General features: G+C 72.1%; 11 protein-coding genes. 5 read left to right on the top strand and 6 right to left on the bottom strand.

Going from position 1 to position 12,334, the window contains the following annotated elements:
- Positions 1 to 33: 33 nt before the first annotated feature.
- Positions 34 to 846 carry an endonuclease domain-containing protein gene (locus ABEB28_RS24120; RefSeq protein ID WP_345730467.1) on the bottom strand — a complete coding sequence of 271 codons (813 nt, stop codon included), beginning with the start codon at positions 844 to 846 and terminating at the stop codon, positions 34 to 36.
- A 174-nt stretch (positions 847 to 1,020) separates the two neighbouring features.
- On the bottom strand, positions 1,021 to 1,758 hold the full coding sequence (locus ABEB28_RS24115) for a cobalt-precorrin-6A reductase (protein ID WP_345730466.1): 738 nt from the start codon (positions 1,756 to 1,758) through the stop codon (positions 1,021 to 1,023).
- A gap of 32 nt (positions 1,759 to 1,790) precedes the next feature.
- On the opposite strand from ABEB28_RS24115, the gene ABEB28_RS24110 reads away from it, so the two are divergent.
- Positions 1,791 to 2,834: a cobalt-precorrin-5B (C(1))-methyltransferase gene (locus ABEB28_RS24110; RefSeq protein ID WP_345730465.1), complete on the top strand. Its 1,044-nt coding sequence runs from the start codon at positions 1,791 to 1,793 to the stop codon at positions 2,832 to 2,834.
- 175 nt (positions 2,835 to 3,009) lie between these two features.
- On the opposite strand, the gene cobM is transcribed toward ABEB28_RS24110, so the two are convergent.
- Positions 3,010 to 3,750, bottom strand: coding sequence for a precorrin-4 C(11)-methyltransferase (gene cobM / locus ABEB28_RS24105; RefSeq protein ID WP_345730464.1), 741 nt, complete (start codon positions 3,748 to 3,750; stop codon positions 3,010 to 3,012).
- Positions 3,747 to 4,973 carry a precorrin-6y C5,15-methyltransferase (decarboxylating) subunit CbiE gene (cbiE, locus tag ABEB28_RS24100; RefSeq protein ID WP_345730463.1) on the bottom strand — a complete coding sequence of 409 codons (1,227 nt, stop codon included), beginning with the start codon at positions 4,971 to 4,973 and terminating at the stop codon, positions 3,747 to 3,749. Before cbiE ends, cobM begins: the two co-directional genes overlap by 4 nt.
- A 123-nt stretch (positions 4,974 to 5,096) precedes the next feature.
- On the opposite strand from cbiE, the gene ABEB28_RS24095 reads away from it, so the two are divergent.
- Both ABEB28_RS24095 and ABEB28_RS24090 read left to right on the top strand, forming a co-directional pair.
- Positions 5,097 to 7,541 (top strand): Dyp-type peroxidase, encoded by a 2,445-nt coding sequence (locus tag ABEB28_RS24095; RefSeq protein ID WP_345730462.1) that lies wholly within the window; start codon positions 5,097 to 5,099, stop codon positions 7,539 to 7,541.
- Positions 7,538 to 7,972 carry a cupredoxin domain-containing protein gene (locus ABEB28_RS24090; RefSeq protein WP_345730461.1) on the top strand — a complete coding sequence of 145 codons (435 nt, stop codon included), beginning with the start codon at positions 7,538 to 7,540 and terminating at the stop codon, positions 7,970 to 7,972. The genes ABEB28_RS24095 and ABEB28_RS24090 overlap by 4 nt, the downstream gene beginning before the upstream one ends.
- A gap of 55 nt (positions 7,973 to 8,027) precedes the next feature.
- On the opposite strand, the gene ABEB28_RS24085 is transcribed toward ABEB28_RS24090, so the two are convergent.
- Positions 8,028 to 8,795, bottom strand: coding sequence for a YcnI family copper-binding membrane protein (locus ABEB28_RS24085; RefSeq protein ID WP_345730460.1), 768 nt, complete (start codon positions 8,793 to 8,795; stop codon positions 8,028 to 8,030).
- A 547-nt stretch (positions 8,796 to 9,342) separates the two neighbouring features.
- Positions 9,343 to 9,912, bottom strand: coding sequence for an MFS transporter (locus tag ABEB28_RS24080; RefSeq protein WP_345730459.1), 570 nt, complete (start codon positions 9,910 to 9,912; stop codon positions 9,343 to 9,345).
- A 121-nt stretch (positions 9,913 to 10,033) separates the two neighbouring features.
- On the opposite strand from ABEB28_RS24080, the gene ABEB28_RS24075 reads away from it, so the two are divergent.
- Together ABEB28_RS24075 and ABEB28_RS24070 are read left to right on the top strand one after the other, a co-directional pair.
- Positions 10,034 to 10,876, top strand: a complete 843-nt coding sequence (locus tag ABEB28_RS24075) for a helix-turn-helix transcriptional regulator (RefSeq protein WP_345730458.1) — start codon at positions 10,034 to 10,036, stop codon at positions 10,874 to 10,876.
- A gap of 49 nt (positions 10,877 to 10,925) precedes the next feature.
- Entirely contained in the window at positions 10,926 to 12,311 is a 1,386-nt protein-coding gene (locus ABEB28_RS24070) for an MFS transporter (protein ID WP_345730457.1), read from the top strand.
- Positions 12,312 to 12,334: the final 23 nt, after the last annotated feature.

Genomic DNA, 12,334 nt, shown 5'->3' with positions numbered 1-12,334 from the left:
CGCTACGTCGGCCGACGTAGCGTCCATATGGCGTCACACCCCGAGCGCAGACCTGAGTTGCGCGCAGAACGCAGCAAAGAGCGACGGATGCTTAAGGGTTGCGCTCGTCAGGTGCAGCACGGTCCATCCCGCGTCCATGAGCCGGTTGAGGCGAGCACGATCCTTCGCCATCTGACCCGGCTCCGCGTGCCACGCGCCGTCGTACTCCACGGCAACCTTCACCTCGGGCCACGCGAGATCGACCCGTGCGACGAATCTCCCGTTCGCCACCACCTCGTACTGCGGCGTCGGTGGCGGGAAGCCTTCCAGCACGATGCGCACACGCGCTCGGGACTCTTGCGGTGACTCGGAGCGACCATCCGCCAGGGCGATAGCGCTCGCTGCGGCGCTGTCCGGGTAGGCGGCGACCCAGCTCCCCATCGCCTCTTGGCGCGGACGGTTCGCGCGGAACAGCACGTCAAGTGCCACGACTGCCTCGACGACATCCGACTCGGACGCGATCTCCCAGGCCGTCCGGGTGGAGGCCGTGACCGGCGGGTCGCTACCCGGACGGATGTGCCCGTGGGGGAGCCAGCCAGTCCGCGCCACGCGGCACTGGGGGCGCTCCAACCGGGTCCCCAGCGGCGCGAGGACATGCACCAAGGCGTCCTTCTGGTCGATCGGCAATCCGTCGAGACACGCTGCGGACCGTCCGGTGATCGCCGCTCCGCTCGGCAGGACCAACCCGATCGCCCGGCACCGGACCAGATGTGTGTCGCCCAGGTCGGCGTCCGCGTAGACGTCGTGGCCGAACTTGCGCCACCCCTGGCTGCACAGCTGCCGCCGGGTGAGTAGTCCTGCTCTCACGGCCTCCGAACCGAGGAAGCACTGACCGCGCAATGCAGCGGGCTTGTGCGGGCGACGCGGCATCACTCGAGAGTGCGCGAAACGCTCGTCGCGCCGCGTCAGCTGTCCACAGGCCCTCGGCATGACGGCATATCGACGCTACGCGCCGCGCCGTAGCGTCGATATGCCGGTGCGTCAGGCTGGAAGTGCGGACGCGAGCCATCGGTGGGCGGCTTCCGGGGTGGGCACCGTGGCAACGGGGGGCAGGGGCGGGCGGGTGACGAGCACCACGGGGAGGCCTTGGGCGCGGGCGGCGGCTAGTTTGGGGTAGGTCGCGCTGCCGCCGCTGTCCTTGGTCACCACGACGTCGATGCGGTGCTCGCGGAGTAGCGCCAACTCGTCCTCGAAGGTGAACGGGCCGCGGGCGAGGAGCACCTCGGAGTGCGGTGGTACCTCGCCGGACGGCGGGTCCACCGTACGGATGAGGAACCATGACGAGCGACACCCCGCGAACGCACCCAACCCCTGTGCCCCGGTGGTGAGGAAAACCCGCTGCCCGAGCGACGGCAGCGCCGCAGCGGCGTCCGCAAGAGTAGGAACGCGCACCCAGCGATCCCCCGGCACCGACTCCCAGCCCGGGCGCTGGAGCACGACCAACGGCACCCCGGAGAGTTCGCAAGCCTCGACCGCGTGCCTCGTCATCTGCGCCGCGAACGGGTGCGTGGCATCGACCACCGCGGAGATCTCCGACTCCCGCAGGTACGTCACCAACCCGCCAACCCCGCCGAAGCCCCCTACCCGGACGAGACCCGGCGGCAGCAGCGGCTCGCGCACCCGCCCGGCCAGGGAACTCACCACCCGGTACGAGCCCGCCAGCAGCGACGCGAGGCGACGAGCGTCACCGGTACCGCCGAGAATGAGGACGCCTGTCACGAGTTCCTCAGCGTAGTTGGCATGCTGGGACCGTGACCGAACTGCGGTACGGCTGGACGACCGGTGCCTGCGCCACCGCGGCCACCACCGCTGCGTACACCGCGCTGCTCACCGGCGAGTTCCCGGACCCGGTGCAGATCACGCTCCCGAAGGGGCAACAGCCGAGCTTCGCACTCGCCACCGAACACCGCACCCAGGAAAGCGCCACGGCCGGGGTGATCAAGGACGCCGGCGACGACCCGGACGTGACCCACGGCGCCCTGATCCGGGCGACCGTGCGGCACGGGCTGCCCGGCACCGGCGTCACGTTCCGGGCGGGCGAGGGCGTCGGCACCGTCACCAAACCCGGCCTGCCGCTGCCGGTCGGCGAGCCCGCGATCAACCCGGTCCCCCGGCAGATGATGCGGGACGCGATCGCACAGGTCGCCGCGCAGCACGGTGGCGCGGGCGACGTCGAGATCGAGGTCGGCGTCGAGAACGGCGAGGAGATCGCCAAGAAGACGTGGAACCCGCGGCTCGGCATCCTCGGCGGCCTGTCGATCCTCGGTACGACCGGCGTCGTCGTGCCGTACTCCTGCTCGGCGTGGATCGACAGCATCCGGCGCGGCATCGACGTCGCCCGAGCGGCCGGGTACCAGCACGTCGCCGGCTGTACCGGAAGTACGTCCGAGAAGGTCGCGGCGGCGCTCTACGACCTGCCCGAGGACGCGCTGCTCGACATGGGGGACTTCGCCGGCGCGGTGCTCAAGTACCTGCGGAGGCACCCGGTGCCGCGGCTGACGATCGCCGGCGGGATCGGGAAACTCGCCAAACTCGCGGCCGGTCATCTCGATCTGCATTCGAAGCGGTCGCAGGTCGACTTCGGGTTCCTCGCGTCGCTGGTTCCGGACGCAGCAACAGCCCAGGAAGTACAGCACGCCAACACCGCACTCCAAGCCCTGCAGCTCTACCCGCCGATCGGTCACCTGGTCGCGGCGAAGGCACGGGAAACCGCCGACGACGTCCTCCGCGGCGCCCCGGTCACCACGGACGTCGTCGTCATCGACCGCGCCGGGACCATAGTCGGAAGGGCTTAGGCCGTGTCCTGCGAATCCGTGCTCGGCTGCGGCCCGCCCAGGCGTCGTCCGGCCGCGTCGCCGGGATGTCCGGATACAACAGCTGCCAAAAGCTAGCGGCAGCCGGACATCCCTCCGCCTTGCCGGACGACGCCTGGGTGGGGCCTCGCTGCGAGCGAGATCCGCAGGACACGGCCTAACGCTCCCGACAGGCCGAGTACAGGTGCGAATCCGAGAACGAGGACGCGTTCAGCACCGCACCGACGATGATCACCGCCGTACGCACGATTCCGGCGGCCGACACCTGCGCGGCGATGTCGGCGAGCGTCCCGCGCAGCACCACCTCGTCCTCCCGGCTCGCTCGTGCCACCACCGCGACCGGGCAATCCGCCCCGTACGACGGGATCAGCTCGTCGACGACAGGAACGATCCGCTGCACGGCCAAGTGCAGGACGAGAGTCGACCGGCTCGCGCCGAGCGTCGCCAGGTCCTCCCCCGGCGGCATCGGCGTCGCGCGGGCCGACGTCCGGGTCAGGATCACGGTCTGCCCGACGCCGGGCACGGTCAACTCGTGCTTCAGTGACGCGGCAGCCGCCGCGAACGCCGGCACCCCCGGCGTCACGTCGTAGGGCACCCCGGCAGCGTCCAGCCGACGCATCTGCTCGGCCATCGCGCTGAACACCGACGGGTCGCCGGAGTGCAGCCGGGCGACGTCCAGCCCAGCCTGATCAGCAGCCACGCACTCGGCGATGATCTGGTCGAGGTTCAGCGAGGCAGTGTCGACCAGCCGCGCGCCCGAAGGACAGGACGCGAGTAATTCGGCCGGCACCAGCGAACCCGCGTAGAGGCATACCGGCGACGACGCGATCAGCCGCTGTCCCCGCACCGTGATCAGGTCGGCGGCGCCCGGTCCGGCGCCGATGAAGTGCACGGTCATCGTTTCGTCACCACCCACTGCGTCACCGGCATCATCGGCTTCCACCCGAGGAACCCGCCGACCGGCTTCGCCCGGCTGATCGAGATGCGGGTGAGGTCGCCACCGAGCTGCTCGTGCCAGCTCGCGACCGCAGCCTCCGACTGGATCGTCACCGCGTTGGCCACCAGCCGTCCACCCGGTTTCAGCGCGTCCCAGCAGGTTTCGACGACGCCGGGAACGGTCAGCGCACCGCCGATGAACACCGCGTCCGGTGGGTCGAGCGCGGCCAGCGCGCCGGGCACCGACCCGACCGAGACGATCAGCCCGGGGACGCCGAGCGCCGCCGCGTTCCCGGCCAGACGCGCCGCCCGGTCCGGACGATGCTCGACCGCCACCGCGCGGCACGACCGATGCGTCCGGAGCCACTCGATCGCGACGCTGCCCGCGCCCGCCCCGACGTCCCAGAGCAGTTGACCGGGGAGCGGCGCGAGCCGGGCCAGCGTGATCGCGCGGACCTCGCGCTTGGTGAGCTGCCCGTCGCTGTCGTACGACTCGTCCGGCAGGCCGGGGATGAGGGGCAGCAGGGCTGCGTCCGGGCCGGCCACGCACTCGATCGCGATCACGTTCAGCGCGCTGGTGATCTCGCCTGCCCACTCCGACGCGACCGCGGTACGGCGAGCCTCCGTTGCCGAGCCCAAATGTTCGAGCACGGTGAGCCGGCTCTCGCCGTAGCCCCGTGCGACGAGCAGCGCAGCGACCTGCCCCGGCGTCGTACCGTCCGCGCTCAGCGCCAGCACCTGGCGCCCGGGCTGGATCGCGGTGTGCAGACGCTCCACCGGACGGCCGACCAGGCTGACGATCTCGATCTTCTCCTCCGGCCACCCGAGACGGGCGCACGCGAGCGAGATCGACGAAGGGTGCGTGATCACCCGCACGCGATCCGCGCCGAGCTGGCGCACCAGCGTGCCCCCGATGCCGAAGAACATCGGGTCGCCGCTGGCCAGTACCGCGATCCGGCGGCCGGCGTTGGCGGCCAGCAACTGCGGGATCGCCGGCATCATCGGCCGCGGCCAGGTGACGCGTTCGCAGGCGACGTCCGCCGGCAACAGTCCGAGTTGGCGCTGGCTGCCGAAGACCACTTCGGCGGCGCGGAGTGCGTCGCGCGCCGGGTCTCCGAGCCCGGCCCAGCCGTCGGCACCGATACCGACGACCGTCACCACTTCGGTGGGAAAGTCGGAGGTCACGGAGGCAAACCGTAATCGCTCACGGGAGCAGACCAGCGGGCGCCCGTCCGGGCAGTGACGACTATCTCGCTTTCCGGGGAAACCCGAAGGAACTCAGAACCACGCCCGAGCGACTGTCTTCCCGTGATAGCAGGTTCATGCAGGTGGCTGCGTCGCGTCGGCGCGGTCGGGGCGCTGGTCGCGGCGCTGCTCGCGACCGGGGCGACGCCGGCGTCGGCGCACAGTGTCGGCGGTGTCGGCGCGACGAACTTCCGCACCACGCTGGAGCACTTCTCCGGTGCGCCCGGCGTCGAGCTCCGCGTGGTGGAGAACGGCAGCAGGCTGGAGCTGGAGGCCGAGAGCGAGACCGTCGTCCGCGGGTACCAGAACGAGCCGTACGCGCGGGTGGGGCCGGACGGCGTGTACGTGAACGAGAACTCACCCGCGTACTACCTGAACACCGACCGTTACGGCGTGACCACCGTCCCGGCGAGCGCCGACCCGAAGAAGGCCCCGAGCTGGCGGAAGATCTCCGACGAGCCGGTCTTCCGCTGGCACGACCACCGCACGCACTGGATGCAGACCACGCTCCCGCCGGTCGTGAGCCGATCCCCCGACGAGGTCCACCGGATCAGCCGCTGGACGATCACGTTCGACCGCGGCGGCACCTCGCTGACCGCGACCGGTTCGCTGAGCTGGGTACCGGGCCCGTCGCCGTGGGGCTGGTTCGCCGCTGCAGCCGTGCTGCTGGTGGTACCGGCGCTGGTGGTGGGCTTCGGGCGGCGAAGGACGTTCACTGCGCTGGGGGTCGCGGTGCTCCTGGTGGTGGTCGCGGACGCCGCGCACAGCGTCGGGGTGGTGCTGCTCGAAGCGTCGAGGACCGACGCGTTCGTGTCGTTGCTGCCGCAGGTCGCGGTCTGGGCGATCGGCGGACTGGCCAGCTGGTTGCTGTTCCGCGGCCGGGACGCCGGTACCTGGGCCGCGGCGGTGGTCGGCGTCTGCGTCGCGGCCGCGTCCGGCTTCCCCGACCTACCGGTCTTCTGGCGCTCGTCCGCGCCGACGGTCCTCCCCCTCGGGGTGGACCGCCTCACCGTCGTGGTGGGCCTCGGGGTCGGGCTCGGCCTGGCCGGCGCCCTCGCCCTTCAACTGCTACTTCAACGACGACGAGGTGCAGGCTCGGTACAGCGCCTGGCCCCGGTGGGTACCGACCTCGCGGAGGCAACCCCCGAGGCAGCGGCTACCAATGCACCAGAGCCGGACGCTGACCAGCCCCTACCGGTCGATGCCGGCTCGGAGACGTCCGACGACCCCGAGCCGCTCGGGGCCCCCGGGGGGCACGTCCGAGGCCCGCGAATCAGCCGGCGCCACGCCGTGGGGCTGGCCGTGGCGGGGGGCGCCGGGGCCGTCGCCGGGGCCGGTCTGCAGCTCGCCGCGAGCCCCGACCAACCCACCCCCACCGCACCGACCAACACCGTGGCGCTCGGCTCGGTCGGCAGCCAAACCGTCCCGTTCCACGGCGCTCGCCAAGCCGGTATCGCCACCCCGATCCAGCGTCAGGCGCACGCCCGGATCGCCGCGTTCGACCTGGTCCCCGGCGCCGACGCCGCCGCGCTGCGGACGCTGCTCCAACGCTGGACCACCGCGGCCGAGGCGCTCACCACCGGCCGCCCGGCCGGGAACCGCACGGACACGATGACCGCGGACAGCGGCCCGGCCGCCCTCACGGTCACCGTCGGCTTCGGTCCGAGCCTGTTCGGGACGGTGTTCCCGGCGAGCGCCCGGCCCGCGGCGCTGGCTCCACTCCCCGCATTCGGAGGCGAATCCCTGGACGCCGCCCGCAGCGACGGCGACCTCGGTGTGCTGGTCTGTGCCGACGATCCGGTCGTGGTGTTCTCCGCGCTCCGCACGCTGGAGCAACTCGCCGCCGGGGTGGCGACTCCCCGCTGGCAGTTCGCCGGTTTCACCCGAGGGCGCGGCGTCACCACGAACGAGGGCGCGACGGTCCGCAACCTGATGGGCCAGCTGGACGGAACGAAGAACCCGAAACCCAGCGAGGCGACGTTCGGCAAGACCGTGTTCGTCTCCGCGGACGGGTGGATGCGCGGCGGCTCGTACCTGGTCGTCCGCCGGATCCGGATGCTGCTCGACGAGTGGGAGGAGCTTCCGGTCACCGCACAGGAGCAGGTCATCGGGCGGAAGAAGGCCAGCGGGGCGCCGCTGTCCGGAGGAGTCGAGACGACGCCCGCGAACTTCGGACGCCGGGGCCCGGACGGCGAACTGCTGATCCCGGCGGACTCGCACGTGCGGCTCGCGGCCGCCGCGTTCAACCGGGGCGCGGCGATGCTGCGGCGGGGGTACTCGTTCGCCGATCCGCAGCCGGGCGGCGGGGTGGAGGCAGGGTTGATCTTCCTGGCCTGGCAGGCCGATCCACGGACCGGCTTCGTTCCGGTGCACCAGAACCTGATCGCGGGCAAGGATCGGCTGAGCCGCTTCACCCGACACGAGGCCGGCGCGCTCTTCGCGATGCCCGGCGGCGTGACCCGGGGCGAGTACCTCGGCCAGCGGCTCTTCGAGGAGGCGGGGCTGTGAGGCTCCGGGCGGCGCTCGTTGTCGGCCTGCTCGCCGTCGGGGGGTGTGCGTCGTGGGGACCGGAGGGCGGCCCCGGCGGGATCGGACGGTCGGGCGCCCCCGCTGCCGCCGCGACGTCGGCGTCGCCAGCGGTGGCCGCGACGCGAGGCCCGGACGGCATCCAACGGATCACGGTGAGCCTGACCGACGAGCTGAAGTTCGTTCCGGATCGGGTGACCGCCGCACCCGGTGTGATCGAGTTCCGGCTGCAGAACGTCGGTGTGACGCCGCACGACATGACCGTGGCGAACGCGACCGCGGGCAACGTCAACGGGGGTCAGACGACGGTGCTCCGGGTGACGGTGGAGAAGCCCGGCGAGTACCCGTTCCCTTGCCTGTACCACGCCGAGAGCGGCATGCGCGGCGTCCTGGAGGTCACGCCTCCCGAGTGAGCGGCGCGGGGCGGCCGACGGACGGCCGCCCCGCGTACTCGCTCAGGAGGTGGGGTCAGGACTTCGCCGTGGAGGAGTCGGCGGTGGACCGGCGCAGCGCCAGCAGACCGGCGATCAGACCCGCGACACCGGCGATCAGACCGGCGACGCCCAGCCCGATGGCGAGCCCGTTCCCGTCCGAGTCGTCGTCGTCGGACTCGGACGCGGACGCCGCCTCGCTGGTCTCGGTGTCCGCGGAGCCGTGGCCGTCGCCGCCCTTGACCAGCGTCAGCACCGGAGCGGGCTTGTCCGGCTCCTCGCTGCCGGTCGGCTCCTCGATCCAGCGGACGACCTCACCGTTCGAGTACGTCTGCAGCGACTTGAAGTAGATCTTCTCGGCCTCCGGCAGCGGGCCGACCGAGATCGAGAACTCCTGGAACTGGTGCGGCGCGATGGCGTTGGCCGGGCTGGTCGCCGTCCACGTCACCCGGCTGACCGCCTCCGTGACCTGCGTGCCGTGGGCCTCGATCGGCTTGGCCAGCTTGGACGTCGTGGTCGCCACCGTCCAACCGGGGATCGGCTTGACCGACACGGACGCGAACGGGGTGTCGGTCGGGAGCGCGACCTCGAGCTTCGTCGTCGAGGCGTCGTCACGCTCGTTCGGCACCCGGAACGTCAACGCGGCGTAGCCGCCCTGCGTCGCCTCGGACGGGTTCACCGTCACGTGCGCGGACGCCGGGCCGGCGAAGCCCAGCACCGCGACGCCGGCAGCGAGCACGACCGCTGCCGTGCGCGCCAGGAGCCGTCGGGGCCGTGCGGGCCGCCGGTCCGTCGTTACCGTCATTTCAGGTCCTTTCTCAGGGGTTTTCTCGAAGAGGATCTAGGACTGCTGGGTGTGCCGACCCCGGTGGGCAGAGCCCGCCCCGGCCGGTCCCGGGGCTGACCGGACCGACCGGAGCGAACCCGACCCGACGCGCCGCGCCGCTCTGCCGAACCGGTACGTCCACCGGCTCCGGCGTGGGGCCCCGAGTCGACTGTCGGCGCGCAGACCGATCGACCGGCCGCTCGCCACGCCTGGCTGCGCCGCACTGACCGGCCGCGCCTGGCTGCTCTCGACGGCTGGCTGCCGGGCACGGCCGGATCGCTGTCCGCCAGGTCCGACGCCGCAGACGCACCGGAATTGGCCGAGCTACCAGCTCGCCGGTCCATCGAAGCGCGCGTCCGGGTCGGGCGGGCTGTCACGGCGAACCGGCGTGACCGGTCGCAGGCGGATTCCGCCGGGTGCTACTCGCGACGCGGCGGCCTACCGAGCCGACGTCGTCGCACCCTGGAACAGGGGAAACGGGGTCAGCGACCACGTACGGTGAGCAGCGCGGGCTTGCTAACGGGCCTCAGTGCGCCGCGAGCACCGGTGGACCGCGCCGGATCACGCTGTGCCGCCAACCCGGTGCCGACCGAACGATCGCCCGGCTCAACGCGACGACGAGCGCCGGACGCGTCGTCGGCACGATCAGCGTCCGCACGAGGGTCCAGAGCAGTCGCAACGGCGCGACACCACGCGCCATCCGACGGCCGAGACGCCACACGGCGGCCTCGCCGCCACGCAACCAGGCTGCGGTCGACAACCCGGCGACCAGGTGCGCCAGCACCATCGCGGTCGGCGAGGGCGCGGGCGATACCGGCACGATCGCGGTGGCGTGATGTCCCGCGTGCGGCAGCGCCTCGAAGAGGTAGTGCAGCCCGGTCTGGGCGACCAGCAGAACCCCGGCGATGAGCGGGAACCGACGTTCCCGCGCGGCCAGCAGCGCGGCGGCGACCAACACCAGGCCGGCGCCGGCCACCATCGCGGGAACCGACGGCAAGGACCCGGCGGCCCACGAGTGCAGGGCGATCGACGAGCTCAGGCAAACCAGGGTGAAAACCCCGGCACGCGCCTCACGCGCGAGACCCTGGCTCATCATGGCCGTGATGGTGCCACATTTACCCTCAGTGACGGGCGGCGCCGTGGGTTAAGTAACTCGTAAACCTGCCTGTCCCTGACAGTGCCAGGCTCATTCCGCCGCGGCGAGGCACGCTGAGGGGATGGAACTCGGTGACTTCCTGCGCACCCGACGCGCGGCCCTCCGGCCGGACGACGTCGGCTTGGTCTCCTACGGCGCCCGCCGTGTCGCCGGGCTACGCCGCGAAGAGCTGGCCCAGCTGGCCGGCGTCAGCGTCACCTACTACACCCGGCTGGAGCAGGGGCACGCGCCGAGCGTCTCCGACGAGGTGCTGGATTCGATCGCCCACGCACTCCGCCTGGACGAGACCGAGTGGGCGCACCTCCGCGACCTGGCGCGGCCCGTCCGCAAGCGCCGGGCGACGCCCCCGCCGGACCACGTCCGGCCCGGTCTCCGGCACCTGGTCACGGCGATCGACGGTGTCGCCGCGCTGGTGATGGATCGGCGCACCGACGTCCTGGCCTGGAACCCACTGGCCCACGTGCTGCTGGCGTCGCACCGCCCGGCGGACGACCCGGCCCGCCGATCCACCCGCCCGAACCTCACCCGGATGCTGTTCCTCGATCCGCCGACCCGGCAGCTCTACGCCCGTTGGGACGTCGAGGCGCAGCGAGCGGTCGCGTCGCTCCGGTTGGTCGCCGGGCGCTTCCCGGACGATCGCGGCCTCGCCGAACTCGTCGGTGAGCTGTGTGTCAAGAGCCCGGAGTTCGCCCGTCTCTGGTCGCGGCACCCGGTCACCAACTGCACGTCCGGCACGAAGCTGTTCAACCATCCGGCCGTGGGTGACCTGGAACTCGGCTTCGAGGTCACTGCCCCGCCGGACGACAGCGGGCAGCGGCTGCTGATGTACAGCGCGGCGCCGGGCTCCTCGTCGGAAGCGGCGTTGCGCCTGCTCACCGCGGCTGCCTATCACTCGGGAGGCTAGGCAGAACGGTGATCTGGCCGGTCGTCGGGCACCGGCCGACCGTGGAGGCATGTCAACCACTTCCCGGCAACGACTCGCTCTCGTCGTGCTGCTCAGTGCGGCGTTCACGCTCGCCGTCGACTTCTCGATCCTCAACGTCGCGCTTCCGGTGATCGGCGCGGACGTCGATCTGCGCCTCGCCGACCTGCAGTGGGTGTCGACGGCGTTCGCTCTCTGCGCCGCCGGGTTCACGCTGTTGTTCGGTCGGCTCGCGGACCTGTTCGGGCGACGGCGGTTGTTCCTCGGCGGGATGGCGGCGCTCGGGGCGGCTTCGTTGGCCGGCGGCCTCGCGACCGAGCCGAGCGTCCTGCTGGTGGCGCGGGCGGTCCAGGGCCTCGCCACCGCGGCCGTGATCCCGGCGGCGCTCTCGCTGCTCACGACGACGTTCCCGGAAGGCCCGCAGCGGCAGCGTGCGCTCGGCCTCAACGGGGCACTGATGGCGGCGGGATTCACCAGCGGGGCTGTCCTGGGTGGACTGCTCACCGGCTTGTTGAGTTGGCGCTGGGCGTTCTTCCTCAACGTCCCGGTGGCCGTCCTGGTGCTTCTCGTCGGGCCGCGGGTTCTGGTCGAGAGCCGTCCGCCGGAGCGACCGCGCCTCGACGTCCTCGGGTCGGTGACGGTCACCGGGGGTCTGCTCGCTCTGGTCTACGGGCTCACCAGCGCCGGACAGCGGTCGTGGGATTCACCGGTGACGATCGTCGCTCTGGTCGCGGCGGCCCTCCTGCTGGCCGCGTTCGGCGTGGCGGAATCCCGTTCCGACGCTCCGCTGGTGCCGCTCGGGATGTTGCGGCGGCGCACCGTCGCCTGGGGCAACGCCGCCGGTCTGCTCGCGTTCGCCACCGAGACGTCGCTCGTCTTCCTGCTCACCCTGTACCTGCAGGACGTCGTCGGGTTCGGACCGCTCGCCACCGGGCTGACGTTCGCCGTGCTCGGGGCCGGCACGGTGCTCGGCGGGATCGTCGGGCCGCGGGTCATCCGAGCGGTGGGGAGCCAGGGCGCGGTGGCCGCCGGGTTGCTGGTGCAGGCCGTGGCCACCGCGTCGCTGATGACGATCGGCCCGGAGGCCGGCTGGGTCCTGCTGGTGGTCGTCGCCACGTTCGTCGGCGGGGTGGCGAACCTGGTCGCGATCGTCGGGTTCATGGTGACCGCGACGTCCGGGCTACCCGACGCGGAGCAAGGCGTCGCCACCGGCTTGGCGACGATGAGCCAGCAGGTCGGCATCACGCTCGGGACGCCGGTGATGAGCGCGATCGTCGCGACGCAGGTGGCCTCCGAGTCGCTGCTCGACGGCGTGACCACGGCGATCGGCATCAATGCCGCGGTCTGCTTGGTTGCCGGTGTGGTGGCCGCGGTGGCCGCGCGTCGGCGGGCGGCGGTACCGGCACTGGCCGGCTGACGACGGTGCCGGGCGCGCGACCG

The organism is Cryptosporangium minutisporangium (assembly GCF_039536245.1).
GTDB lineage: Bacteria > Actinomycetota > Actinomycetes > Mycobacteriales > Cryptosporangiaceae > Cryptosporangium > Cryptosporangium minutisporangium.
Note: the sequence above shows the minus strand (reverse complement) of the source record. Positions and strands in the feature narration are given on the sequence as shown.